Genomic DNA, 26,465 nt, shown 5'->3' with positions numbered 1-26,465 from the left:
AACATTTAAACGGCTTGACCCCGATAGAATACCGGAATCAAGCCGCTTAAGAGTTTTACTTATTTTCATTGTCTACTTGACGGGGGTCAGTTCACAAGCGGAGGGACTTTTTTATGATTTTGCTTTGATTTTTGGAAGAATTTTTGATTTATCGATATGAGACTCGGTGTCCCACGTGGACGAATCGTTTGGATCGTACTGGTCGATAAACAGGATGACTTCCTTCGTGATTAGCGTTGGTGTGGAGGCTCCTGCTGTAACCCCTACAGAGTTGACATTTTCAAGCCAGCTTAAATCGAGCTCGGTTAAGTTGCTGATCCGGTACGCAGTGGTGCCTGCGACCTGCTCGGACACCTGGGCAAGCCGGTTGGAGTTGTTACTTTTCGGATCGCCGACAACGAGAACGAGATCTACATCCTTTGCCTGTTCAGCTACCGCTTCCTGGCGGACCTGAGTGGCATTACAGATTTCATTGTGCACTTCTGCGTGTGGATAAATTTCTCTCGCCCGGTCCATAATGTCGGAAACGTCCCATTGGCTCATCGTCGTCTGGTTGGTCATAATGATCCGTTCCGACTGGATGTTTAAGCTTTCAAGATCATCAAGTGTTTCCACTAAATGCACGATATCCGGAGCGACACCGACAGCACCTTCCGGCTCCGGGTGCCCTTTTTTGCCGACATAGATAAATTCATAGCCCTGATCCCGCTTCTGCCGTATTAAGTCATGGGTGACGGTAACGTCCGGGCAGGTGGCATCAATGGTCGTCAGTCCTTTTTCTTCGGCAAGCTCGCGTACTTCCGGAGAAACGCCGTGAGCTGTAAAGACGACTGTACCCTTATCTACCTGCCGCAGTATTTCAAGCCTGTTGGGCCCGTCGAGGGAAATGACTCCTTCTTCTTCAAATGCGTCAGTCACGTGTTTATTGTGTACGATCATGCCTAAAATATAGATTGGGCGCGGAAGCTCCTGGTTGCCGGCGGCTTTTTTCGCCATTACCATTGCATCGACAACGCCGTAGCAGTATCCCCGTGGTGAAATTTTAGTTACTTCCATAAAGGCCTCCTGTTTCATAATTTGAACCGTGAGGTCTTGCGTGTACGCGCTGACTTTACGTATGCAGTCATGTAAAACGATTCTGGATTCATTATACTACCTAAGTGGCCGGTTGAAAAGAAAGGACGGTCGGCTGGAGGTATTCCTTTAATATTTTGTGAACAGAAGCAAAGGAGAAGCTATGGTTTCTATTTTAACTATGATAAAATATGGAGATGCAAAAAATGCGTAAATGAAAAGAGAGTTAGGTGAACAGCGTGGAAAATCGCTTTAAACAATACAATATTCCGGCATACGCCCTCAGGCTGCTGGATAAAAAACGAATTCAAAAACCAACGGATATTCAGGAGCGGCTGGTTCCTTCTGCGATTAACGGCAGAGATGTTATCGGCCAGTCGCAGACCGGGTCCGGAAAGACGCTTGCGTACCTGCTGCCAATCCTGAGCAGAATCAACACCTCCAAAGCGGAGGTGCAGGCAGTCATTACTGCACCTACACGTGAACTCGCCGGCCAGATTTTCGGGGTCCTGAAGGAAATTACGGATGAAGACGAAACGTCTTCAGTGCGTGCCAAGCAGGTAGCCGGGGGCACGGACCGCTCGCGGGTAATGGAGCAGCTTCGTAACCCGCCTCACATTATCGTAGCCACTCCGGGCCGCCTGAAGGACATGGTAGGAGAAAATGTTATCAATGTACACACAGTCAGCATGCTCGTCATTGATGAAGCGGACCAGATGCTTGATATGGGCTTTCTGGAAGAAATTGATCCGGTGGCCGGGAAAATGGCAGATAACCTGCAGATGATGGTATTCTCCGCCACAGTACCGGAGAGCCTGCAGCCTTTCTTAAGAAAATATATGAACAATCCCAAGCATGTGCACGTAAAGCCGGAGCATGCGACGCCGAAAGAAATGACGCATTACGGTATCGCTCTCAGGCACCGCAGCCGTCTTGATGTGACGATGGAGCTTGTGGACAGGCTGCAGCCGTTTCTCGCCATCATATTCGCAAGCACAAAGGACGAAGCGGATGAACTGGCGGGAGAAATGTTTAAAAAACAATACCCGGTAGAAGTGCTGCACGGCGGTCTGCCTTCGCGGCAGCGCAAACAGGTTATGAAACGCATTCAAAATCTTGAGGTCCAGTATCTGGTAGCTACCGACCTGGCTGCCCGCGGCATGGATATTCCCGGCATTTCTCACATTATTAACTACAGCCTGCCGAAGGAACTGGAATACTTTATTCACCGGACGGGCCGTGCGGGGAGAGCCGGGCTGACAGGGGAGTCGTACACTCTGATGGGAGAAGAAGACCGCAAAGCCGTGCTTTCTCTTCAGAAGCAGGGCATCCGCTTCACGTTCATGGACTTTCGTAAAGGAGCATGGACGGAGCTGTCCAAACCACTGTTTGCCTCCAGGCAAACGAAGCGAAAGCCTGCACCTGCTCCTGATTCCATGCCGGTGAAAAAGCCGAAAAAAGTGAAGCCGGGCTATAAGAAAAAAGCGATGGCAGATCAGACGGCTTCCCGCCGGCACAAACGAAAATAATAACTGAGGTGATGACTGTGCTTTTAGGCTCACATGTATCCATGAACGGAAAGAAAATGCTTCTTGGCTCAAGCGAAGAAGCGGCTTCGTACGGAGCGACAGCGATGATGATCTATACAGGAGCGCCGCAGAATACCCGGCGTAAGCCTATCGAAGAATTAAATATTGAAAACGGGCACGCCCACATGAAAGAAAACGGCATCGAAGAGGTGGTGGTCCATGCGCCGTATATTATCAATATCGGCAATACGACCAAACCGGAAACATTTCAGCTGGGAGTCGATTTTCTGCGCAATGAAATCAGCAGATCCGAGTCGCTCGGGGCAAAGCAGATTGTCCTTCACCCGGGCGCGCACGTCGGAGCCGGAACAGAAGAGGGCATTAAAAAAATTATTGAAGGCTTAAATGAAGTCATTTACCCCGACCAGAAGGTTCAGATCGCGCTTGAAACAATGGCGGGCAAAGGCTCAGAGTGCGGAATAAGCTTTGAAGAGCTCTCGGAGATTATCAGCGGAGTGACGTATAATGATAAACTGAGTGTCTGCTTTGATACATGCCACACGCATGATGCGGGCTACAATATTGTGGGGGATCTGGACGGCGTTCTGGAATCGTTCGACCATTATGTCGGCCTCGACCGGCTAAAAGTGCTTCATATTAATGACAGCAAAAACGAACGCGGGGCAGGCAAAGACCGTCACGAAAATATTGGTTACGGCTATATCGGCTATAACACGCTGGCAGACATTGTGCACCACGAGGCGTTTGCTTCTGTACCTAAAATACTGGAAACACCTTATGTGGGCACGGACAAGAAAAACAAAAAACCACCGTACAAGCATGAAATTGCGATGCTCAGACAAAAAGAATGGAAAGCGAACTGGCGGGATGAATTAATGCCCGCAGAAGTATAAATGTCTTTTGCATGAATGGGTCACGCATTCATGCTTTTTTATTTTGGAGCTTCAGGAAAAGGCACCATCTTATAAGAACAGTAAAAAGCACGCCCCGCATAAATAGATGTGCAGGGCGTGCTTTTTTATTCGTTGTTCATGTCAAGAAATCTCGATGCCCATTCAAACAACACGAGCTGGCTGTTAATGGCGGGCTCGCCGGACGCAGGCTCGACGTAATGATAATAGCCGCTGCTGTCCTGTTCTCTTGCCTTTACATTATCCTGCAGGATCAGCTGTAAAATAGCATTGAGCCTCTTTTTTAAAATGGATTCATAGACTGGAAACATGATTTCGATTCGTTTTTCCATATTTCTAGTCATCCAGTCAGCTGAGGACAAATAATAGCTGTCACGGCCGCTGTTGGCAAAATAAAAGATACGGGTATGCTCAAGGAAACGGCCAACGATGCTGCGCACAGTAATGCTTTCACTCACTCCGGGGATGCCTGGCTTCAGGCAGCAGATACCGCGCACAATGAGTTCAATGCGGACACCGGCCTGAGAGGCTTCATACAGTTTAATAATGAGCTCTTTATCTGTTAACGAATTCATTTTGGCGATAATGTGGCCGCTTGCGTTCTGCTGATGGCAGTCGATTTCCTGCTGGATCAGGTGGAGAAGTTCATCGCGTATACCGTCCGGAGAAGTGCTGATTTCATTCCAGGACGGCTGCTGGGAAAAGCCGCTTAAGTGATTAAAGAAGTTAGTGGCATCTTCACCGAAGGAAGGACGGGTCGTAATCATGCCCATATCAGTATACACTTTAGCGGTGGAATCGTTATAGTTGCCGGTACCAAGGTGCACATAACGCTTGATGCCGTCCGCTGTCTTCTTGACGATCAGCACAATTTTACTGTGGGTTTTCAGGGACGTAATGCCATAAATGACGTGAACCCCGGATTTCTCAAGCGTTTTCGCCCATTGAATATTATTTTCTTCGTCAAAGCGTGCTTTCAGCTCGACGAGGACCGTCACCTGCTTCCCCTGTTCAGCAGCTCTCGCCAGCGCGGCAATAATGGGAGAGTCGCCACTGACCCGGTAGAGGGTCTGCTTTATGGCTAAAACGTCCGGGTCGTCGGCAGCTGAGGAAATAAAGTCGATAACAGGCTGGAACGATTCGTAAGGGTGGTGCAGCAAAATATCCCGGTCGTCGGAAGCATCAAACACATCGGCTTCGGCAATCAAATCCTCCGGTGGCTGGGGAATAAGCGTTTCGTACACAAGGTGCTCCCATTCCGGCGCAAGTTCATCGCAGAGCGGAAATAAAAAGGTTAAATCGATCGGCCCCTTCAGTGTATATACGTCATCCGGGTGAATCTCGAGGGCTTCAAGCAGGAACTCAAGAATGTATTCATCCATCATGCCGTGCTGGCATTCCAGACGAACAGCGGCTCCCCATTTACGTTTTTTTAATTCCTTTTCAATTTCCCGGAGCAGGTCGCGGGCGCCTTCCTCATGAATGGTTAAATCTGCGTTCCGGGTGATCCGGAACGGAGAAGCACTTACGACAGTAAACCCTTTGAAAAGCATATGGATAAATTCCGCGAGCACCTGTTCAAGCAGAATATACTCCCGGCTGCCGTCGGATGACGGAAGCCCAAGGAAGCGGGGAAGCACCCCGGGCACCTGTACAATGGCGATACTCTCTTTTTCACCGCCGGCTTCTTTCTGCAGCCGGACAGCCAGGTTCAGGGACTTGTTTAAAAGCATGGGAAACGGACGATAGGCATCCACGGCCATCGGGGTCAGCACCGGCATAATGCTGGACATGAAATACTCCTGGACATATTCATACTGGCCGCTGTTTAATTCAAGCGTTGAAAGAAAGCGGATATTTTCCGAGGCTAACAGCGGAACCGCCGTTTCCGTAAAAAAATGATCCTGCAGCCGCACGAGCTCTGAATTTTTTTTAGTAATTTCTGCGAGCTGCTGCTTCGGCGTAAGTCCCGCTTTATTTTCCGGCTTATTAAATCCTGCTTTCACCTGGTCTTTTAATCCTGCCACCCGGACCATGAAAAATTCGTCCAGGTTGGAGCTGAAAATTCCTAAAAACCGCAGACGTTCAAGGAGCGGATTATTTTCATCAAGTGCTTCTTCAAGCACCCGCTCATTAAAAGCAAGCCAGCTGATCTCACGGTTGTTGTAATACGCTGGGTTTTCAAGGTCAATGTGTGTCTGTGTCGTTTCGGTCATGGTAGAATCCGCCTTTCTTTACACCCTGGTCACTCCTGGGCCAATTGTATCAACGAAATGTTAAGCGCATGTAAAGATTCACGAAAAAAGCATTGTTCAGCTGGAAAACGCAGAGACCGGTGACTGTTCGTGGAAATGAAGTACAATCTCGCGGTTGATCATTTTTTCCAGATGTTTTTTATACTTATCTGCTTTGGCTTCTTCAAAGGTGGAATTCATGCCTTCGCGGCAGTATATATGGAAGTGAAGCTCTTTGCCATTCCTTTCAATGCCAAGCCCGGAAACGATATTGCGGCGCGTGCGGTTGAGTGAGTACGAGAACTTTAAAATACTTCCGAGAAATTCGAGACGCTTCAAGCTGTTTTTCTGCATATACGGCCGGAATGGCTTCACAAACTGTTTGAACATCGATTTAGATTTAAAGGAAGAGACGAGCGACATGGCAATTCGTTCCTCATGAGTAATCCCGTCGATGGAACGGTTGGTTAAGATATAAAAGGTATGCTGGCTGCTTGCCTCCGAGCTGATGTATTCCCCGATGTAAAGAACCTGGGCCGCACGGTTCAGCAGGCGTTGGTTATCTTCATGCAGGTAGGATTTCGGGATATACGGCTCGAGGCTGTTGTACATCGAAGAAGCAATGTTTCCAACTTCATCCACATAATCCGGATTAATCTCAAATTCCCGGTTCAGCTGGTAAAAGCTTTCCTCGATCACATCCGGAAAATGAGGATACATTTTATCCCGGAGCAGCTCTTCAAACAATAGCCCGTCGCGCAGACCCTTATTGCTGATCAAATAGTAGGAGGCGTCGATATGTTTGTAGAGCTGGGAAATGATCCGGACCGCTGGAATAATGACGTCTGCCCGGTCTTTGGAAAGCCCTTCGATATTTTCCCGCTCGGATAAGCTCGATTTTTCAAGAAGCTCCATCGTTTCGGCAATGTCATCACCGGTCATGGAATACTGATGCAGGCCGGCCAGAGGATAGTTGATGGAAGCCTGATGCACAAGCACCATATTCCGGGAGCTGCCGCCGATACCGACGACCGGAAGGTTTTCCCCTTCTTCTTTCAGCCAGGGCACTTTTTGAAATTGTTTTTCAATCCATTTATTCATCTGCTTCAGGTTGCTGGACGTGATTTTGTCATCATTTGGAAGAAATTTCTGCTTTAATGTCAGGGCGCCGAAAGGAAAGCTGTGGGTGCGCACAAGCTCCCTGTTTTTAAACATGGTTACCTCTGTACTGCCGCCCCCGATGTCAATTGTGATGCCTTCAGAGAGGCTGGTGGAATTCACTACCGCTAGATAACCGTAGGAGGCTTCCTCCTCGCCGGAGAGAACACGGATGGGAAAATCGATGCGTTCTTCAATATACTGCAAAACCTCTTCGCGGTTGGAGGCACCGCGAATGGCTGCGGTGGCCACGGCATGAGTGGTCTGAACGTCGTGAAAGCGGAGGACTTCTTCAAACTGCTGCAGGGTATGCAGCAAAACGTCTCTTCCTTCTTCGGTGAGTGCATTCTGGTCGTTGATATGGTTGCTCAGTCGGGCGACGGTTTTTAAATTATGAAGCTCGCGGTATCCTCGTTTTTCGTCCACCTCATTAATTACGAGCCGGATCGAGTTGGAGCCTATATCAATAACGGCGACTTTTTCCTTCGCTTGAAACATCTGCATCATTCCTTAGAATTGGATTTGATTTCGTTTACCTGCTTTTCTACTAACTATCATACAAAGAATAACCATGAATTGTATATACGATTAAGCAAAGAAGATTTACAGAAGCAAAAAGGTTTTGTATACTTTTCCTATCAATAAATCGTAACGATTCCTAATTGTTTTTGGAAAGAAGGAGGCTTCCCGGTGGAAGATTCAACAAAGACGCTGCTTGAAGTGAACCATCTTTCGTTTCGCTACGAGTCAGAGCTCGTGCTTGACGATATTAATATGAATATAAACCAGGGAGATTTCGTAGGCCTGGTCGGGCCGAACGGATCAGGGAAATCTACGCTTGTCCGGGTTCTTTTAGGCCTGCACAAGCATTACCAAGGAGAAGTACGCTGGTTTGGGACACCGGTACGCCAGTTTCACCAGTGGCCAAAGATTGGCTATGTTTCTCAAAAAGCGAATCGTTTTAACGCCGGATTCCCGGTAACTGTATATGAAGTCGTAGCTATGGGGCTGTACGGTAAAAAGGGGCTGCTCCGGTTTTTGAATCGTAAAGACAAGCAGCGCATTCACGAAGCACTCGAGCAGGTGGATATGCTCGGCTACAAAAAGAAAAATATGGGCAGGCTTTCCGGAGGGCAGCAGCAGCGGGTATTTATTGCACGTGCCCTTGTGAGCGACCCGGAGGTGCTGATTCTGGATGAACCGACTGTCGGGGTGGATGCTGCCTCGGCCCAGGCGTTTTATGAGCGGCTGAGCCACTGGAACAGGGAGAAGGGGATTACTCTTATTCTTGTTACCCATGATGTAGGAGCAATGACCAAATACGTAACAAAGGTAGCCTGCCTGAACCAGCAGCTTCATTTTCACGGTACAACGCGGGAGTTTGAAGAAAGTGATCTTGCCGGCGCATATGGACACGACGTGCATATTATCCATCATGAGCACGATCACCATGCAGGAGGCGCCTGATGATTTTTCTGGAATTTGATTTTTTAAGATATGCGCTTATCATCGGCCTCATGATAGGCGTGGTCGCTCCGGTAGCGGGCGTGTTTGTGGTGGTAAGAAAAACGCCGATGATTGCTGATGCGATGTCGCACACAGCACTGACCGGCATCGCTTTTCACCTTTGGCTTGCTTCTTATCTGGTATGGCTCAGCGAATGGAATCCTCTTTATACCGGCATTTTATTTACGTTCATTGTTTCGTTTCTAATTGAATATCTGCGCCGGCGGTTTCAGGCGTTCCAGGAGCTTTCAATTCCGGTAGTAATGGCTTCGGCCATAGGGCTTGGAGTTGTGTTTATTTCTCTGGCGGATGGCTTTAATAATGATTTGTTTAACTATTTATTTGGAAGCATTCTTACGGTAAATGCTGCAGACGCAGTGGTGATTGGTATTATTTCTGCTGTATCACTGCTGTTGTTTCTGCTGTTTTATAAAGAATTATTGTTTCTGGCTTTTGATGAAGAACAGGCTGCTGTAAACGGCATCCCGGTGCAGAGAGTGAATTTATTATTTGCCGGCATCACAGCGGTGATAGTTGCTTCTTCCATATCTATTTTAGGAGTGCTGCTCGTCTCCGCTTTAATTACTCTCCCGGCAGCAGCAGCACTCCGGGTCGCTTCCACCTTCAAAAGCATGTTTTTATATGCCGTGGTTTTCGGGGAAACAGCCGTTCTTGCCGGCTTTTTTGCTTCATACTATTATGATCTGAGCTCAGGCGGCACGATCGCGGTCGTTTCATTTCTTATATGGACGATCATTGTGCTGGCTGAAAAAGTAGCCGGACAGAGGCGTCAGCGTCCATGGAAAGAAGCGAAATGGACGGACAAAGCAAATCAATAGCACAGAAAAGCGACCCGTGTGTAAAATAAAGAATAGAGAGTGACGGCTATGTTTGATATTAATTTTGTGGAACGAAGCATTATAGCAGCGGTGTTGATTGGGCTGACGGCACCTTTAATCGGCTCGTTTTTAGTCGTGCGCCGCTCCTCCCTGATAGCGGATTCTCTCGCTCACGTTACCCTTACCGGGGTGACGGCTGGAGTACTTGCAGGCAACCTCCAGGCTTTTTGGGACATCAATCCTTTGTATACCGGTTTTTTATTTGCGTTTGCCGGCTCGTTGATCATTGAGCGGGTACGGCATACCTATGGAGGCTTCCAGGAGCTTGCCGCCCCGATTTTAATGGCAGCAGCGGTAGGACTGAGCGCTGTATTTATGTCTATATCCGCTGATGGGGTGACGGAGTGGTACGGCTATCTGTTTGGGAGTGTGGTTTCCGTACAGATGGAAGATCTCTGGTTTATCGGATTAATGACGATTGCTGCTCTCGGGCTGCTTGCAGCGTTTGGCAGAGAACTGATGTTTCTCTCCTTTGATGAAGAAATGGCAGCTGCTGCCGGGATTCCGGTTAAAGTGTTCAATGTACTGCTTGCTGTACTGCTTGCGATTGTTATTTCAGCGTCGATGCAGGTGGTCGGTGTGCTGCTTGCCGGGGCGTTGATCACGCTTCCGGCAGCGGCCGCGATGCAGTGGGCCTCCGGCTTTAAACGGATGCTTCTGATTGCTGTCATTATCGGGGAAGCCTCCGTGGCGGCGGGGGTAACAGGATCTATCCTTTTTGGCATTGCTTCCGGCGGTGGCACTGTCGTGACAGCTGCTTTTATACTTTTTGCCACTTTACTCCTCAGAACATGGATCAATTGGAAAAGAAACAGGAGGCTTAAATATGAACGTCACCAAGGCGCTTAATATTATGAAAGAACAGGGATTTAAATATACAGCCAAGCGTGAAGAACTGCTCCAGCTTTTTTCAGATGAAAAACGCTATCTGACAGCGAAGGAAGTACTGAATTCCCTGCAGAAAAATTACCCGGGAATGAGCGTGGATACCGTCTACCGCAACCTGGCCATATTTGAGGAAATGGATATTCTCGAGATGACTGAGCTTGAAGGGGAAATGCATTTTCGTTTTTCCTGTTCAACGACGGCCCATCATCACCATCTTATCTGTCTTGAATGCGGAAAAACGAGAGAAATTGAAACGTGTCCGATGGACTGGCTGAATGAAAATGTCGACGGCGGCTTTGAAGTGACAGGACATAAATTTGAAATCTATGGTATGTGCGCGGAGTGTAAAAGGACAAAACAAAAGGAAGCAGCGCACGTATAATCGGAGCTGCAGCACTAGCAGGAAAAACAAAAAGAGCTCCGCCCATGAATAATGGGCGGAGCTCTTTTACGTCAAATGCTTAGTTTGTCAGCTCTTTTTCTTTGGCTTCGCGTTCTTTTTCTGCTTCTTTGGCGTAATGCTCTTCAGCAATTTTGTCGACCTCGATTTTCAGCTCTTCCACCATGGTTTCTTCCGGAACCTTCCGAATGATTTCCCCGTGGCGGAAAAGAAGACCTTCACCTTTTGCACCGGCAATACCGATATCGGCTTCTCTTGCTTCGCCGGGACCGTTAACGGCGCAGCCGAGCACGGCTACTTTAATCGGAGCTTTGATCGTGGAAATATACTCTTCCACATCATTAGCGATGCTGATCAGATCAATTTCAATACGTCCGCATGTCGGACACGAGATAAGCGTCGCGGCGTTGGAGGCAAGACCGAATGTTTTCAGCAGTTCGCGCCCGACTTTCACTTCCTCTACCGGATCGGCACTGAGTGAAATACGAAGCGTGCTTCCGATACCTTTACTGAGAATTGCTCCGAGGCCAGCCGAGCTTTTAACCGTACCTGCAAATTGAGTGCCCGATTCAGTAATTCCCAGGTGAAGAGGATAGCTGAATGCCTGAGCCGCTTTTTCGTAAGCTTCAATAGCCAGATGCACGTCTGAAGCCTTCATCGAAACGATAATGTCGTAAAAGCCGAGCTCTTCGAGAATAGAAATATGGTAGAGAGCACTTTCGACCATGCCGTCTGCAGTTGGATAACCGTATTTATCAAGGATCCGTTTTTCGAGGGAGCCGGCGTTCACGCCGATACGGATCGGAATGCCTTTGGCTTTGGCTGCCTCGACAACCTCTTCTACTTTTTCCCGCTTTCCGATGTTACCAGGATTGATCCGGATTTTATCAGCGCCGCCTTCAATGGCTTTTAAGGCCATATTATAGTCGAAGTGGATATCGACTACGAGCGGAATGTTGATGCGCTGTTTAATTTTCGGAATTGCTTCAGCGTCCCTCATCTGTGGGCATGCGACACGGACAATCTGACATCCGGCTTCTTCAAGGCGGTGGATTTCTGCGACGGTCGCTTCCACATCGTGGGTTTTTGTTGTGGTCATGCTTTGTACTACTACTTCATTACTGCCACCGATCGTCACATTACCTACTTTGACTGCTCGGGTTTCGCTGCGGTGGGTTATTTGGCTCATGTATCCATTCGCCCCTTTATATTGGTGAATTTATTTCGTGCCTCGTCTAATGCAACAACAATGGTTGATAGTGGTCTATAACACATCGTAATTGTATCAGTGGGTATGTACTCTTGGCAAGCAGTTGCTTCGAGAGAGGAGAAATCAGAAATACAAAAGCCGGGATTTTGTAAAATGATGAGAAACTAACAAAAGAGTGCAGACGATGTAACTTTTCCCCGGGGGTTACGACTATAGATGCGACGAATATAAATATATTGGTCATAAAAGTATAGGATTGGAAATGAAAGGGCATAAGAAGGAGAGTTGAACATAATGAAGTGGTGGCAGCAGACATTGGCAGCCGGGGTAGTGACGTTAGGAGTTCTTGGGGTGAGCCAGGAGGCGTCTGCAGACGCAGCAGCAGGAGAGGTGACTGTGACGCTTGGCCAGGACCTTTCTTCTGAGCAAAGAAGTTCTCTTCTCGAAGAGATGGATGTAACCGAAGGGGAAGTACCGGTGGTCGAGGTTACAAATGAAGAAGAGTATCAGTACCTTGGGGATTATTTAAGCAGCTCTGAAATTGGCTCGCGGGCGTTATCTTCTGCAAAGATTACTGCGGCTGAAGATGGTGAAGGTATTGATATTGAAACGAACAAAATAGATACAGTTACTGAAGGAATGTATGCGAATGCTTTGGCAACAGCGGGCGTAGAGGATGCAGAGGTTTACGTGACAGCTCCATTTGAGGTCTCCGGGACGGCCGCGCTGACCGGAATTTTAAAAGCCTATGAGCAGCAGAACAATGTCAGCATATCGGAGGATCAAAAACAGGTGGCAAATGAAGAGATTGCCAAAACATCTGAGCTTGGTGAAGATATCGGTAAAGAAGAAGCAACAACACTGATTACACAAATCAAGCAGGAAATAAACAACACAGAAATTAATAATACGGAAGATATCGGGGTCATCGTGCAGAATGTTTCAGGAGATATGAATATTGAACTGAGCGAAGAGCAGACAGATGAGCTCGTTTCCTTATTCGACCGGATGCAGAACTTAAATATCGACTGGTCACAGATGGAGAGCCAGCTTGATAAAGCTTCGGAAAACATCGACAGCTTTGTGAACAGTGAAGATACGCAGAATTTCCTTTCACGAATCGTCGCTTTCCTTGAACAGATGCTTGATTCCGTCCAGGGATGGTTCAACAGCAATTCTGAAGAATCTGCATAATATTAGATAAAAAAGAGGCCGCTGTGGTCTCTTTTTTTATGCAAAGAAGACGCTTTCAGCTGACAAGCGGCAGAAAGAAGAGTTACAATAAATGTGAAACGATTCCTGATGCTTACGCGTATATAAGGTTACCAGGCTTTTACGAGCCGCAATGATTAGTGAATACAGAAGTTTATGGAAGGGAGCATATACAATGGAATGGTTAGCGAACCCGAGTGTAGGCTTTATGGTCGTTTTTCTTGGGACGATGTTTTTAATCTCAGAGTTTCTTGTTAAGTCCAAAAGCTTATTTTTTATTCTGGGTACAGCCTTTATGGTCTTATTCTTTTCCTATCATCTTGAAGGGGCAGCCGGCATCTGGGTGCTTGTATTATATGCAGCCGGCCTTGGGCTGATCCTGCTTGACGGCAAGCTTATCGGGGATGGAACGGTCTCTATTGTAGGGCTTTTGTTAATGGGAGTCTCGATCGCTGTGCCGACTCCTACTATTATTTACGGAGTGCTCGTTATCTTCGGCTTCCTGGCCGGGGCCATCGCAGCGATGTTTTTCCTGAAGGTTTTCCCGCGTCGGGATCTGTGGTCGAAGCTGATGCTTAAGGACAGCTTAACTAGCGAACAGGGCTATAACTCGATTAACCAGACGTACGGTGGGCTGGTCGGTAAAACGGGGACAACCGTCACCCCCTTCCGCCCGACGGGTACGATTGATATTGAGGGAGAACGCTACAGTGCTACAAGCGGTGATCAGTGGCTGAATGCTGAAGAAGAAATTGAAGTGACGTCTGTGGACGGTACGCGCATCCGGGTGAAGCGCCTGGAGACGGCTGTAAAAGAACAGTAATTTCCATATTAGAGGTTATTTATGAAAAAAGAGGAAGCTTCGGCTTGCTCTTTTTTTGTTGGGAAAACCAAAAGTTAAATAACTTATGGAAAAAATAATATTTCCTTTACAAACCACTCAATTTACTTTAAAAATAGATTGGGTGCGGCAAAAAAACTGCCAAAATTCATAAAGCGACTAAGGGGATGTAGAGTTTGGATATTCAAACGATTTTGTTTACTTTTTTTGGTGGTTTGGGGATATTCCTGTTTGGAATTAAATACATGGGTGACGGTCTGCAGAAAATTGCTGGCGACAGGCTCCGGGATCTTCTGGATAAATTCACCTCCAACCCATTTATGGGCGTGCTGGTCGGTATTATCGTAACTATACTTATTCAATCAAGTTCAGGAACGACAGTACTTACGGTCGGTCTCGTAAGTGCCGGCTTTATGACACTGCGGCAGGCAATCGGCGTTATTATGGGAGCAAACGTCGGCACAACGGTAACGGCGTTTATTATCGGGATTAAACTCGAAGAATATGCTCTTCCGATTATATTTATTGGTACAGTACTGATCTTTTTCTTTAAAAATAAACAGGTAAACAACATAGGACAAACTTTTTTCGGCTTCGGGGCTCTGTTTTTCGGTCTTTCACTTATGGGGGACGGAGTAGCGCCGCTCGAAGAACTGCCGGCATTTAACGATTTAACCATCAGCATGAGTAACAACCCGCTTTTAGGATTATTGGTGGGGGTCATCTTTACAGTAGGACTGCAGAGTTCCTCAGCGACCATTGGACTGCTTCAGGAACTGTATGCTCAAAATGCGATATCACTGGATGCAGCTCTTCCGATCCTGTTTGGGGATAATATAGGCACCACCGTCACAGCAGTTATTGCGGCTATTGGCGCTTCTGTGGCAGCAAAGCGTACCGCTTTAACCCACGTCATTTTTAACCTGATCGGAGCAACGATTATCCTTATTCTGCTTGTTCCTTATACGGCTTTTATTGGTTTTCTGCAGGAGGCGCTTAATTTAAACCAGCCGATGACAATTGCGTTTGCGCACGGTATATTTAATATGTCGAACGTGATTATACAGCTGCCGTTTGTCGGGGTTCTTGCGTATATAGTAACCAAGCTTGTCCCTGGAAGTGACGAAGAGATTGAATACAAGCCGAAGCACCTGGATCCAAGCTTTATTTACCAGTCTCCGGCGATCGCTTTGGATCAGGCGAAGCTCGAAACTCTCCGGATGGCCGACTATGCGGGAAGAGGCTTAAGGAAAAGCGAAAGCTATCTGGAAACAAAAAATAAAAAAGACGCGGAAAAACTCGTGCGCTACGAAGAAGCCATCAATAATCTTGATAAAAACATTACGGATTATTTGATCGGTATTTCTGCACGGTCCCTGTCTAAAGAAAATTCACGTAAGCATTCTGTGGTGATGGACACCGTCCGTGACATTGAACGTGTCGGCGACCACATTGAAAATATAATGGAGCTCGTGGACTATCAACTGACCAACAAGGTAACGCTGTCAGAGGAAGCGTACAAAGATTTAAATGAAATGTTTACGCTGACGATCAGCACATTTAACCGTGCTGTTGAAGCGCTTGAAAAAGATGATTACGAAATTGCCCAGCAGGTTGCCAGACAGGAGGAAGACATTGATAAGATGGAACGGAAGCTTCGTAAAAAACACATTCTCCGTTTGAATGAAGGACGATGCTCCGGATCTGCAGGTATTGTGTTTGTCGACATGATCAGTAACCTTGAACGTATTGGCGATCATTCGGTAAACATTGCCGAAACAGTACTGGATGACCGGGAGGTTTCATAAAGAAGGAGGTGCTCCTCCTTCTTTTTTATTGATTATATCGGGAGATAAGCGGCTATAGAATAACAATATATCTGCAAAGGGAGGCACGTATGGAACTAATTTGGTATTTACTGGGGATTGCCTGCTACGCGCTGGCGCTTGTCGCGGTTGTTTACCCGATTCTTCCGGGCGGGATTTTTCACGCAGCTGCGGCCCTGATGTTTGCACTGGGCTACGGGTTTACGGATATTGGTCTTGTATACTGGGTGATTCAGGCAGTCATTGCTGTGCTGCTGTTTGTAATTGACTACGCGGCTAATTATTATGGTATCCAGCGGAGCGGCGGTACAAAATACGGCATCTGGGGAAGCCTGATCGGCCTGGTCGTCGGCCCGTTTATTATTCCGGTCGCCGGTATTCTGATCGGTGCGCTTGCCGGAGCCATTATTGGAGAGTTAATCGGCGGCCAGAAATCGTGGAAGCAGCTTGGTAAAATTGGTGTAGGATCTGTCGGCGGGTTTGTCGCAAGCGTTGTTATAAAGGGCGGTATATTGCTAGTAAACGCCATTTATATTATAATAATTCTTGTTTAAAAGAAATACAAAAATCTGTTTGACGCGTTTTTAGGGAAATGATATAGTAATTACTGTCGTAAAAACGGCAGTAACACATTCCGCAGTAGCTCAGTGGTAGAGCAATCGGCTGTTAACCGATTGGTCGCAGGTTCGAATCCTGCCTGCGGAGCCATGGCGGCGTAGCTCAGCTGGCTAGAGCGTACGGTTCATACCCGTGAGGTCGGGGGTTCGATCCCCTCCGCCGCTACCAATATATTTACATACTCATACGGCGGTTGTGGCGAAGTGGTTAACGCACCGGATTGTGGTTCCGGCATTCGTGGGTTCAATTCCCATCAACCGCCCCATTTTTTTGTCTGTAATGCTTTTAAGGACCCTTAGCTCAGTTGGTTAGAGCAGACGGCTCATAACCGTCCGGTCGTAGGTTCGAGTCCTACAGGGTCCACCACTTTAAGAAGCAGTGGGTAAACATGTATTTGGAGGAATACCCAAGTCCGGCTGAAGGGGACGGTCTCGAAAACCGTTAGGAGCTTTACGGCTCGCGAGGGTTCGAATCCCTCTTCCTCCGCCATACTTATTATTTTAAACATCAATTTTAGATAGCAGCGCAGCAAGCTTTTTCGTCCCGGACGGAAAAGTTTTTTTATTTTGAAGGCATTTCCGGCCGGAGCAGGGCGAGCAGGAGATAGAGCCGGTATTGATTGCCCGTTTTTTCCATATGCAGCGAGGCTGGCTGGATTTTTATGTTTAAAGAAGAAGCATACGGGAATAATCAACCGTGGCAGGCTTTCTAGTTTGAATAAAGCAGAAAGCCGATTTGAAAAATAAGAATTGTTTTGGTAAAGTGAGAGTAGACTAAGTGTAATTTTGTATACTAAATTATCACAAAGTCACTTTGGACAAATCGCCAGAACTTTCAAGGAGGGCATTTTTTATGAGTACACATCAACTACCAGATCTACCTTATGCACCAAACGCATTAGAGCCTCATATCGATGAGCAGACAATGAACATTCACCATGATAAACACCATAACACGTATGTAACGAAATTAAATTCAGCCTTGGAAAATCACAGCGACCTTCAAAACAAAAGCGTTGATGAACTGATCAGCGATTTGAACGCTGTACCTGAAGATATCCGCACTGCAGTGAGAAATAACGGTGGCGGCCATTCCAACCACTCCATCTTCTGGAAGCTTCTCAGCCCGAATGGCGGCGGCGAACCAAAAGGCGAAGTGGCAGATGCCATTAAGAGCAAATGGGGAAGCTTTGACAAGTTCAAAGAAGAATTCGGCGCAACAGCTGTTGGACGCTTTGGCTCCGGTTGGGCATGGCTCGTATTAAATAACGGCGAGCTTGAGCTTATGGATACGCTCAACCAGGATTCCCCGATCATGGAAGGGAAAACACCTCTCCTCGGCCTTGACGTTTGGGAGCACGCGTATTACCTGAAGTATCAAAACCGTCGTCCGGATTATGTAGCAGCATTCTGGAATGTTGTAAACTGGGACGAAGTTGAAAAGAACTATCAGGAAGCTAAATAATATATTTGAAGAATCCGTTCCCGGAAATCGGGAGCGGATTTTTTCTTTTTAGGAAGAGAGCAGAAGTTCGGCAGCGGCTTTTTTCTATGCTATACTTAACTGGAAACAAGCAAACTTACATATATTAAGAGAGGGATTGCGTGTGGCTTCGAGAAAAAATAAAAAACCTTCCATTCCTTTTCGGCTGAACGTTCTTTTTTTCGCTGTCTTTATATTGTTTTCAATATTAATTCTGCGGCTTGGATACGTGCAGATCGTTGAAGGGGATACGTATGAAGAGGACGTGAACGAAACGGCTTCCACGTCGGCGAGCCGGGTTGATGCCCCGCGCGGGATTATATACGACCGCAATGGAACAGAGCTGGTGGATAATAACCTTATTCTGACTTTAACGTATACGAACCAGAGAAGCTATGAGGATGAAGAACGCCTGCAGACGGCTGAAGAATTGGCTGAACTGATTGAATTCGATGAAGAGGAAACAGACCGGGACAGCATGCCGGAAAGAAATTTGCAGGACTACTGGCTTTTAACGCGTGAAAATGAAGCCGAGGAGTTAGTCTCAGAAAAAGAAGAAGAGCGGCTGATGGAAAATGATAAAGATCCATATGAAGTGCAGCTCGACCGGATTACAGATGAACAATTGAATGACATCAGTGACGAAGAGCTGGAAGTTGTAGCCATCTGGAGTGAAATGATTTCCGGGTACTATGACTCGCCGCAGCGCGTCAAGAGGGATTTGACAGAAGGAGAGGCGACGGCTATCAGTGCCCGTCTCGATGAACTGGAAGGCGTGGATGTAACCAGGGACTTCCGGCGTGATTACCAGTATACGCAGGCCTTCCAGAGCCTTTACGGAAAGGTAGGGTCTATTCCTGAAGAAACCGTAACCGAGTTTCTTGCTAAAGGCTATCAGCGTTCCGACGAGGTTGGCCAGAGCTTTCTCGAGGAATACTATGAAGATACGCTGAGGGGCAAAAAAGGAACCGTCAGCGGTGAGGATGATGACGCGGAGGAAACGAATAACGGAAGCCGTGGCAATGACCTGGTGCTGTCGATTGATATGGATCTGCAGCAGGAAGTGCAGACGATACTTGATAATCAGATGGGGCAGTCGGAGGGATCGTTTCCAAACGACCAGCAGGCCTATGTAACCGCGATCGACCCGAATACGGGGGAAATACTTGCCATGAACGGCTACGACGATCAGCTCGGGAACGTAACCAATACGTATGAGATGGGTTCGACGATCAAGCCGGCGACAGGCATGATCGGCCTTCAGGAGGAAGTTATCACAGAAGATACAAAAATTAATGACAGTCCGTTCAGTTTGCCCAATAGTCCAACAATTAGTTCTTCCCATGATATTGGCAGAGTAAATGTCGTAGAAGCTATCCAAGAATCATCCAACGTATTCATGTCCGAAATTGCGATGCGGCTAATGGATTACGAGCTTGGAGACAACGGGTTCAATAATGAAAAAGTGAACGAAGCTTATGCGACGATGAGAGATTACTACCATCAATTCGGACTGGGAGTAGAGACAAGCGTTGATCTACCGTCAGAGGCTACCGGGCTTAATGCAGGAAGAAGAGAACCAGGAAGTCTGCTTTTCTTCTCCTTCGGACAGCTGGATACGTACACGCCGCTGCAGCTGGCGCAGTATTCCGCGACTATTGCTTCAGACGGCAAACGGATGGAGCCTCACCTGGTGAAAGAAATTCGTGAACCAAACCGTAATACTGATGAAATGGGAGCGGTGCTTCACCAATTTGAACCAGAGATGCTGAACCGGGTTAATATTGACAAGAAAAACTTTGATATTGCCCAGGAGGGCATGTACGACGTGGTGAACACCGAGCTTGGAACAGCGGACAGCTACTTCACGGATGTAAATATGGAAATTGCCGGAAAAACAGGAACCGCCCAGCGCAGTGTCCGCAGGGAAAGCGATAATGAAGTGATAGAAGTAAACAACCAGACCTTTATCGCCTACGGCCCGTATGAAGATCCGGAGATTGCGATCGCGGTCGTCGTTCCTAACACTTATAAAAGTGAAGACGGGGGACGCACGGGTATTGCCAACAGCATTGCCGCCGATACGATGCAGGCATATGTGAACCTTAAAGAGGAACGTCCGGGCGCCGGAAGCAGCGAAGACGAAGCTGAAGGTGAAAATGAAGAAGACGGCGGGAACGCGGAAGACAGTGGCTAAGATGATGAAGAAACCGGAAGCGGCGAAGAAGAACAGTAATTCCTTCGGGACAAATAACTGCGGCATATCGGTGTGCTGGTAGCATTTTTCACTGATTTGCCGCTTTTACAAAAAATCTTCTTAACTTTCCTAAGAAAAACTAACATCACAGACTTGAAGCACAAATAGGAATCTGATAGTATTACTAAGTATGAAAAATGTACGAAAGTAGGGAGGGAATCACATGCGTGTACAAATAACGCTTGCCTGCACAGAGACTGGTGACCGTAATTACATCACCAGCAAAAATAAACGCACAAATCCTGAGCGTATCGAGTTGAACAAATATTCTCCTCGTTTAGGAAAGCACACTCTTCATCGCGAAACGAAATAAGCAGCAGGAGATTACATCTCCCAGCTGCTTTTTCTTTTGTCTTTAAAGCATTCTAAAAGGAAAAAGACACGGGAGGGGAAGGCAATTGAATAAACATATGCTACGGCAGCAGGTAAATGACATGTACCAGGCTCTTTCCGGAAATGAGCGTCTGAAGGCAGAAAAAAGGATTTACGAGTATTTATTCCAATGGAGCGGCTGGAAACAGGCGGATACAATTGCAGTTACTGTTTCACTCAAAAATGAAATAAATACTGGTCCGATTATTGAGACTGGATGGCAGCAGGGAAAGCGGATGTGTGTGCCTAAAATTGAGCCCGAACAGCGGGGAATGGATTTTTATGAAATACAGGAATTCGGGGAGCTTGAGCGTACTATCGGTCAGATATATGAGCCTAAAAAAGGTATGTGTCCGCTCGTGCCTCCTGAGCAGCTAGACCTTGTTCTTGTACCTGGCCTTGTATTTAACAGGCAGGGCTACCGCATTGGATTTGGGGGCGGATACTATGACCGCTTTTTAAACCGGGCAGATTTTTCTACGGCAGCTCTGATCCATCCTTTTCAGCTTCAGGATCGTATCCCGGTGGAAGCGCACGACGTACCGGTACAAACCCTCATCAGCAGCGAAGGTTTTATTCATGTGGAATGAAGCGGCACTCGGTTTAGCATTCGTGCTGTTTTTGCTGGTGATCTGGCAAAAGCGATCATTAACGCTTGCCGGCACGTTATCAGCCGGAGTGCTCGGCACGTTTATCTACATGTGGACAGGGTGGGCCGGAACAGCAGCCCTGATCACTTTTTTTGTGAGTTCAACAGTCCTGTCCCGTCTGAATAAACAGGAAAAGGAACAGCGGGACAGCTGGCAGGTATGGGCGAATGGAGGACCGATGCTTATATTTGCTGCTTTGTACGGCATTGTCTCGTGGGAAGGATTTTTAGCCGCTGCTGTTGGCGCAGCAGCGGCGTCAAATGCGGATACGTGGGCGTCTGAGATCGGCCGCCGGTTCGGGGGCAGGCCGCTTCACGTGCGCAGCCGAAAACGAATAGAAAACGGTTATTCTGGAGCGGTTTCCGGAGCAGGGACACTGGGGGCTGTCGGCGGCGCTTTTCTTGTGGGAGGAGCGGCCTGTTTCATCTCCTTAGAGGTGAACGTCTTTATGCTTATCGTCGTGAGTGTTGCTGGTGTAGGCGGCTGCTTTATCGATACGTTTCTCGGAGCTTATGCAGAAAGGCTGAATCGCTGCAGCGTATGCGGATCCTATACGGAAGCCGACGTTCATCATGAAAGGAAAACCATGCACGCCTCGGGCATTTCATGGATGACAAACAACGCTGTGAACGCGTTAAGTTCTTTTGGCGGCGGTATAGTGGTTATAGTGATGTACATTGTTTCTTTCTTTTCCTTTTGATTTCGCCTTTAGCGGGAGGTTGCTATAATAGAAGGAAGAAAGGTGGCACAAGTACATGCGCTGGACAACGATTTGTTTCGACCTGGACAATACCCTTTATGATCATGAAAAAGCTTTTCAGAAAACAATTAAAGCTGTGTTTGTTTCCATCAGACAGCAGCTGAATAGAGAAGTGCCGTTCGTTCATGAAGACAAGTGGTTCGAGGTATTTAAATATCACTGTGATTTGTTTTGGCAGGAATATGAGGAAGGCATTCTTACGCAGCAGCAGTACCGTATCAAGCGGTATTTAGAAACGATGAACGTGTTCGGGCTCCCGGGGTCTGACCGGGAAGCTCTGGAGTTTCATCATGAGTACGAGCGGCGGCTGCCGGAATTCAGCGAGCTGTTTGAGAGTGTACCTGATTTGTTGGAATCGCTCACAAAAAGCAGCATCCGCCTCGGCATCATCACAAACGGTTCAGAGGAGCTGCAGAAGGAAAAGTTTTATCAGCTTAAGCTTGATCGCTGGATCGACCACCGCCATCTTTTTATCTCTGAAACGGCCGAAGCCCCGAAGCCGAAAACGGCAATTTTTAACGAGGCGCTGCAGCTTTTGGGCAGCCGCAAAAAACGGGCGTTGTTTATCGGTGACTCGTGGGCCCACGATGTGCAGGGGGCAGAAAATGCAGGGTGGGAAGCTATCTATGTGAACACGCGCGGGGAAGAGGGAGGCCATTCATCGAATACAGTAAAAGAGTTTAGTGAATTTAATCAGGCAGCCTCATATTTAAAAGAAATAGTGAATGAAGGACGGCGTTCGGATGTCTAAACGGGAAGCTCACCAGTTTTGGAAATTTACAGAGCAGCTGATGGAGACGGAATCCTTCCGCCTGATTGATGTTGGTCCGGACCGGAAGCGGCTATGGCTTCAGGGGGATATCGACGGCCAACCGTGGATTGTGCGCATGGCGAGGGTGGAATATGAACGTCTCGGGCGGCTGGAAGAAGACAGGCACGAAGCGGAAAAAAGCTTTCATGGTTGGAGGCGGCGGCTCGCTTTAAGGAAAGCAAAATTTGCGAACGTATATATTACTTCTTATCCTCCGGCGGATATGACAGAGCCGATGAAAAGCGGAGACCGGGAAGCCCGTTCCTTTTTATTCGCCGATGACAACGGCCGGGGCCTGGCGGACGGGCCCCCGGCTGTCAGTACGCATCTAAAAACCAGTGAATGGACATGGGGCGGCATGGAAGAAGAGCTCGAACCCGAAGAACACGAACAAAGAGCCTCCTTTTACCGCCGTCAGGCAGAAAAAAAGCAGAGGGAGCTTGAGCAGCAGGACATGTCCTTTTTCTCGAGTGGGAAGCCGATTGTGACTTATACGGTGCTGGCGTTACTTGCTGTCATTTTTTTAGTGCTGGAACGCTCGGGAAGCAGTATGAACGTCAACACGCTCATTGAGCTTGGGGCGAAATATAATCCTGGGATTGTCGACGGAGAATGGTGGCGCCTGATTACTGCTATGTTTCTGCATATCGGTTTTCTGCATTTGTTTATGAACAGTCTGGCGTTGTTTTTTATTGGCGGTATCACGGAACGTATTTACGGCACAGCTCGCTTTATTATAATTTATTTTGCTGCAGGCGTATTTGCATCGACGGTAAGCTTCGCTATGAATGAACAGGTATCAGCCGGGGCCAGTGGTGCTATTTTCGGCTGTTTCGGAGCCCTTTTATATCTGGGGCTTGCCCATCAACGGCTGTTTTTCCGTACGCTTGGCATGAACGTGCTTGTTATCCTCGGGATTAACCTGGTATTTGGGTTTACTGTGCAGGCAGTGGATAACGGTGCCCATATTGGCGGTCTTGTCGGCGGATTTATCGCCTCCGTCTTTGTGCATCTGCCGGGACATCGCTGGCAGTTTGTGCGTATAGGAGCGTTTGCGTTTTTTGTTCTGGTGTGTGCTGTCTTTTTTGCGATCGGTATGTACCGGTGGAATTAATCAAAATACGTAGTAGAAAAACGTCTTTCGCTTGCTATAATGAAAGGAAGCAGGATAACTATGGAATCCATGACAGAAATCCGGATGTGGCTGCGCACGGTCGGCGCTTTCATCTATACGAAAAATCGTTTAATGGATTTAGATTTAATGGAAGAAGAAATCAGAGAGGCTTATAAAAACGGTCTTTTGGATGTCAGGACGTACCAGAGTGCTTTGTTAACAATAAAAAGAGAACGACGAATCGAGCAGGAAAAGGGGTAGACAAATGGCTGAAAAATACGTGCTAGGAATCGATATCGGCGGCACCGCGGTAAAAATGGCGCTTTTTGACCAGGACGGCGGCATGCAGCATAAATGGAGCATTACGACCAGCAAGGAAGAAAACGGAAAATACGTGCTTGATGAAATTGCAGCATCGATCGAGCATGAACTGAACGAAAAGAACATTCCGCTTACGGAAGTCGCGGGCGCCGGCGCGGGGCTTCCAGGCTTTATCGACATAGAAAACGGCATTATTGAATTCGCAACAAACATAGGATGGAAGGATTATCCGGTCGCACGTATTCTTGAAGACAAGCTGGGGTTTCCTGTGGCGCTCGATAATGATGCGAACCTTGCTGCGGCGGGCGAATACTGGAAAGGGGCCGGCACGGACGCCCGGGATATGATTTTTATTACGCTTGGTACAGGGGTCGGAGCCGGAATTGTGCTTAACGGAAATCTGGTGAATGGCAAAGATAATATGGCTGGGGAAATCGGTCATGTTACGGTGAAACCGGAGGGAGGCCGGCTTTGTAACTGTGGTAAACGCGGATGCCTGGAAACCATTTCTTCGGCAACGGGCATGGTACGAGGGGCCCTGGAGCATATCGACGAAGCCGAGGGCTCTCCAATTTATGATGTGCACCAGCGCGGAGAAGAAATTACGACCAAGGATTTGTTCGCCTTTGCTACGTCCGCCGATCCGTACTGTGCCGGGGTGATTGATCACGCCATGTATTATTTGGGGCTTGCCGTCGGTAATATTGCCAACACGCTGAATCCGGAGCGAATCGTGATCGGAGGCGGAGTGGCCGCTGCCGGAGATGATTTACTGCAGACGCTGCGTGCTCATTTTGATATGTTTGCTCTCGACAAAGTGAAAAAAGGAACGGATTTTGTCATTGCCGATCTCGGAAACGACGCCGGGGTGGCGGGAGCCGCATGGCTGGCGAAAAATCATTACATGAACGGCTGAGATAGAAAAAAGATTGTTAAAAAGGGGCTAAAAACATGGAAAACTACCGTGTGGAACGTGACTTTTTAGGAGAAAAGAGAGTGCCTAAAGATGCTTATTACGGCATACAGACGCTGAGGGCAAAAGAAAACTTTCCAATAACCGGCTATCCGCCGCACACGGAATTGATTAAAGGGTTCGGTTATGTAAAAAAAGCAGCAGCCACCGCTAACGCGGAAGTTGGCTTTCTGAATGAATCTATTGCTGAGGCGGTTATAGAGGCAGCGGACGAAGTGATCGAGGGCAAATTTGATGATCAATTTATTGTGGACTCTATTCAGGGCGGGGCAGGGACTTCCTTTAACATGAACGCAAACGAAGTCATTGCTAACCGGGCTATCGAATTACTGGGCGGAGAAAAAGGGGATTACCTGCGGGTAAGCCCGAACTCCCACGTGAACATGGCCCAGTCCACCAACGACTCGTTCCCGACAGCGATTCACATTTCAGCGCTGCGTCTTTCACAGGGCCTGGTCACTGCGCTCGATAATTTGATTGAAGCGATGGGAGAAAAAGAAGAAGAGTTTGACAATGTCATTAAAATGGGGCGTACGCATCTGCAGGATGCCGTGCCGATCCGTCTCGGCCAGGAGTTCGGTGCCTACCGCCGGGTGCTGACAAGAGACCTGCGCCGCATTAAACGGTCGGTGGATCATTTGTATGAAATCAACCTCGGGGCAACAGCGGTCGGCACCGGGCTCAACGCGATGCCTGAATATATTGGACGCGTGGCAGAAATTCTTGCTGAGCAGACCGGGATGCCGTTTTACAGTGCGACTGATCTTGTGGACGCGACGCAGAACACGGATTCCTACACCGAACTGTCAGCGGCTCTCAAGGTACATGCGATTAACCTTTCCAAGATGGCGAACGATCTGCGGCTGATGAGCTCCGGGCCTAGAACCGGCCTGAATGAAATCAACCTTCCTTCCCGCCAACCGGGTTCTTCGATTATGCCGGGGAAAGTAAATCCGGTCATGTGCGAATTAATTAATCAGATCTCCTTTCAGGTTATCGGCAACGACCATACGATCAGCCATGCTTCGGAAGCCGGCCAGCTCGAATTGAATGTAATGGAGCCGGTGCTCGTATTTAACCTGCTTCAGTCCCTTTCGGTGCTGCAGAACGGGCTGAAAGTCTTCCGTGAATTTACTATTGAAGGAATTACAGTCAATATTGAACACTGCCGGAACATGGTGGAACGAAGCGTAGGCATCATTACAGCCATTAACCCGCATGTTGGGTACGAAACAGCTGCGAGAATTGCAAGAGAAGCGATTGAAACGGATCAGAGTGTACGCTCGATCTGCATTGAACGGGGGATATTGTCTGAAGAAGAGCTTGATGAAATTTTGGATGCCAAGGAAATGACCAAACCGGGCATCGCCGGTTCACGATTCATGTACGGCGAGTAAC

The 26,465-nt window shown here is 47.8% G+C and carries 24 protein-coding genes and 5 tRNA genes; 25 read left to right on the top strand and 4 right to left on the bottom strand.

Going from position 1 to position 26,465, the window contains the following annotated elements:
* Positions 1 to 111: 111 nt before the first annotated feature.
* Positions 112 to 1,056 (bottom strand): 4-hydroxy-3-methylbut-2-enyl diphosphate reductase, encoded by a 945-nt coding sequence (locus G548_RS0108020; protein ID WP_022793641.1) that lies wholly within the window; start codon positions 1,054 to 1,056, stop codon positions 112 to 114.
* A 257-nt stretch (positions 1,057 to 1,313) separates the two neighbouring features.
* Here G548_RS0108020 and G548_RS0108015 point away from each other — a divergent pair, with 257 nt between their 5' ends.
* Together G548_RS0108015 and G548_RS0108010 are read left to right on the top strand one after the other, a co-directional pair.
* A complete protein-coding gene (locus tag G548_RS0108015) occupies positions 1,314 to 2,603 on the top strand; it encodes a DEAD/DEAH box helicase (protein WP_027847282.1) in 1,290 nt (429 codons plus the stop codon).
* Positions 2,604 to 2,614: 11 nt separating this feature from the next.
* On the top strand, positions 2,615 to 3,517 hold the full coding sequence (locus tag G548_RS0108010; protein WP_040880802.1) for a deoxyribonuclease IV: 903 nt from the start codon (positions 2,615 to 2,617) through the stop codon (positions 3,515 to 3,517).
* A 125-nt stretch (positions 3,518 to 3,642) separates the two neighbouring features.
* Here the strand turns inward: G548_RS0108010 and G548_RS0108005 are convergent, their stop codons facing one another.
* Positions 3,643 to 5,751 carry an RNA degradosome polyphosphate kinase gene (locus G548_RS0108005; RefSeq protein ID WP_022793638.1) on the bottom strand — a complete coding sequence of 703 codons (2,109 nt, stop codon included), beginning with the start codon at positions 5,749 to 5,751 and terminating at the stop codon, positions 3,643 to 3,645.
* Positions 5,752 to 5,847: 96 nt separating this feature from the next.
* Complete coding sequence (gene ppx, locus G548_RS0108000; RefSeq protein WP_022793637.1) at positions 5,848 to 7,425, bottom strand: exopolyphosphatase; 1,578 nt, start codon at positions 7,423 to 7,425, stop codon at positions 5,848 to 5,850.
* Between the two features lie 192 nt (positions 7,426 to 7,617).
* On the opposite strand from ppx, the gene G548_RS0107995 reads away from it, so the two are divergent.
* Genes G548_RS0107995 through G548_RS0107980 form a run of 4 tightly spaced genes read left to right on the top strand, consistent with a single transcriptional unit; the run spans position 7,618 to position 10,602 of the window.
* Complete coding sequence (locus tag G548_RS0107995) at positions 7,618 to 8,394, top strand: metal ABC transporter ATP-binding protein (RefSeq protein WP_022793636.1); 777 nt, start codon at positions 7,618 to 7,620, stop codon at positions 8,392 to 8,394.
* Complete coding sequence (locus tag G548_RS0107990) at positions 8,394 to 9,272, top strand: metal ABC transporter permease (RefSeq protein WP_022793635.1); 879 nt, start codon at positions 8,394 to 8,396, stop codon at positions 9,270 to 9,272. The genes G548_RS0107995 and G548_RS0107990 overlap by 1 nt, the downstream gene beginning before the upstream one ends.
* A 48-nt stretch (positions 9,273 to 9,320) precedes the next feature.
* Complete coding sequence (locus G548_RS0107985) at positions 9,321 to 10,181, top strand: metal ABC transporter permease (protein WP_022793634.1); 861 nt, start codon at positions 9,321 to 9,323, stop codon at positions 10,179 to 10,181.
* A complete protein-coding gene (locus G548_RS0107980) occupies positions 10,159 to 10,602 on the top strand; it encodes a Fur family transcriptional regulator (RefSeq protein WP_022793633.1) in 444 nt (147 codons plus the stop codon). The genes G548_RS0107985 and G548_RS0107980 overlap by 23 nt, the downstream gene beginning before the upstream one ends.
* A 79-nt stretch (positions 10,603 to 10,681) precedes the next feature.
* On the opposite strand, the gene ispG is transcribed toward G548_RS0107980, so the two are convergent.
* Positions 10,682 to 11,809, bottom strand: coding sequence for a flavodoxin-dependent (E)-4-hydroxy-3-methylbut-2-enyl-diphosphate synthase (gene ispG, locus G548_RS0107975; RefSeq protein ID WP_022793632.1), 1,128 nt, complete (start codon positions 11,807 to 11,809; stop codon positions 10,682 to 10,684).
* A 315-nt stretch (positions 11,810 to 12,124) separates the two neighbouring features.
* On the opposite strand from ispG, the gene G548_RS17680 reads away from it, so the two are divergent.
* The 19 genes from G548_RS17680 to aspA all read left to right on the top strand — a co-directional run bounded on the left by G548_RS17680 (position 12,125) and on the right by aspA (position 26,464).
* Positions 12,125 to 13,024: a DUF1002 domain-containing protein gene (locus G548_RS17680; RefSeq protein WP_022793631.1), complete on the top strand. Its 900-nt coding sequence runs from the start codon at positions 12,125 to 12,127 to the stop codon at positions 13,022 to 13,024.
* Positions 13,025 to 13,217: 193 nt separating this feature from the next.
* Positions 13,218 to 13,865 (top strand): NfeD family protein, encoded by a 648-nt coding sequence (locus G548_RS0107965; RefSeq protein WP_022793630.1) that lies wholly within the window; start codon positions 13,218 to 13,220, stop codon positions 13,863 to 13,865.
* A 194-nt stretch (positions 13,866 to 14,059) separates the two neighbouring features.
* Positions 14,060 to 15,691 carry a Na/Pi cotransporter family protein gene (locus G548_RS0107960; protein ID WP_022793629.1) on the top strand — a complete coding sequence of 544 codons (1,632 nt, stop codon included), beginning with the start codon at positions 14,060 to 14,062 and terminating at the stop codon, positions 15,689 to 15,691.
* An 89-nt stretch (positions 15,692 to 15,780) separates the two neighbouring features.
* Positions 15,781 to 16,263 (top strand): DUF456 domain-containing protein, encoded by a 483-nt coding sequence (locus G548_RS0107955; RefSeq protein ID WP_022793628.1) that lies wholly within the window; start codon positions 15,781 to 15,783, stop codon positions 16,261 to 16,263.
* Between the two features lie 79 nt (positions 16,264 to 16,342).
* Positions 16,343 to 16,417: transfer RNA gene (locus tag G548_RS0107950), tRNA-Asn, on the top strand.
* Position 16,418: 1 nt separating this feature from the next.
* A tRNA-Met gene (locus G548_RS0107945) sits at positions 16,419 to 16,495 on the top strand.
* A gap of 21 nt (positions 16,496 to 16,516) precedes the next feature.
* Positions 16,517 to 16,592 (top strand) — tRNA-His (locus G548_RS0107940).
* Positions 16,593 to 16,616: 24 nt separating this feature from the next.
* Positions 16,617 to 16,693: transfer RNA gene (locus G548_RS0107935), tRNA-Ile, on the top strand.
* Between the two features lie 30 nt (positions 16,694 to 16,723).
* Positions 16,724 to 16,816 (top strand) — tRNA-Ser (locus G548_RS0107930).
* Between the two features lie 363 nt (positions 16,817 to 17,179).
* Positions 17,180 to 17,791, top strand: a complete 612-nt coding sequence (locus G548_RS0107925) for a superoxide dismutase (RefSeq protein ID WP_022793627.1) — start codon at positions 17,180 to 17,182, stop codon at positions 17,789 to 17,791.
* Between the two features lie 142 nt (positions 17,792 to 17,933).
* Positions 17,934 to 20,006 (top strand): peptidoglycan D,D-transpeptidase FtsI family protein, encoded by a 2,073-nt coding sequence (locus G548_RS0107920; RefSeq protein WP_022793626.1) that lies wholly within the window; start codon positions 17,934 to 17,936, stop codon positions 20,004 to 20,006.
* 223 nt (positions 20,007 to 20,229) lie between these two features.
* Positions 20,230 to 20,379 carry a 50S ribosomal protein L33 gene (gene rpmG / locus G548_RS19000; RefSeq protein ID WP_079476821.1) on the top strand — a complete coding sequence of 50 codons (150 nt, stop codon included), beginning with the start codon at positions 20,230 to 20,232 and terminating at the stop codon, positions 20,377 to 20,379.
* Positions 20,380 to 20,464: 85 nt separating this feature from the next.
* The gene (locus G548_RS0107915; RefSeq protein WP_022793625.1) at positions 20,465 to 21,028 is read left to right on the top strand and encodes a 5-formyltetrahydrofolate cyclo-ligase; all 564 of its coding nucleotides are present in this window, start codon (positions 20,465 to 20,467) and stop codon (positions 21,026 to 21,028) included.
* Entirely contained in the window at positions 21,018 to 21,788 is a 771-nt protein-coding gene (locus G548_RS0107910; protein ID WP_022793624.1) for a DUF92 domain-containing protein, read from the top strand. Before G548_RS0107915 ends, G548_RS0107910 begins: the two co-directional genes overlap by 11 nt.
* Positions 21,789 to 21,843: 55 nt before the next feature.
* Positions 21,844 to 22,599 carry an HAD family hydrolase gene (locus G548_RS17675; protein WP_022793623.1) on the top strand — a complete coding sequence of 252 codons (756 nt, stop codon included), beginning with the start codon at positions 21,844 to 21,846 and terminating at the stop codon, positions 22,597 to 22,599.
* Entirely contained in the window at positions 22,592 to 23,773 is a 1,182-nt protein-coding gene (locus G548_RS17670) for a rhomboid family intramembrane serine protease (protein WP_022793622.1), read from the top strand. The genes G548_RS17675 and G548_RS17670 overlap by 8 nt, the downstream gene beginning before the upstream one ends.
* 60 nt (positions 23,774 to 23,833) lie before the next feature.
* Positions 23,834 to 24,034, top strand: coding sequence for a YqgQ family protein (locus tag G548_RS0107895; protein WP_022793621.1), 201 nt, complete (start codon positions 23,834 to 23,836; stop codon positions 24,032 to 24,034).
* Positions 24,035 to 24,038: 4 nt separating this feature from the next.
* Complete coding sequence (locus G548_RS0107890) at positions 24,039 to 25,010, top strand: ROK family glucokinase (protein ID WP_022793620.1); 972 nt, start codon at positions 24,039 to 24,041, stop codon at positions 25,008 to 25,010.
* Positions 25,011 to 25,045: 35 nt separating this feature from the next.
* Positions 25,046 to 26,464: an aspartate ammonia-lyase gene (gene aspA / locus G548_RS0107885; protein ID WP_022793619.1), complete on the top strand. Its 1,419-nt coding sequence runs from the start codon at positions 25,046 to 25,048 to the stop codon at positions 26,462 to 26,464.
* Position 26,465: the final 1 nt, after the last annotated feature.

It is taken from the genome of Marinococcus halotolerans DSM 16375 (genome assembly GCF_000420725.1).
Lineage (GTDB): Bacteria > Bacillota > Bacilli > Bacillales > Marinococcaceae > Marinococcus > Marinococcus halotolerans.
This window is presented reverse-complemented; position numbering and strand designations above follow the sequence as displayed.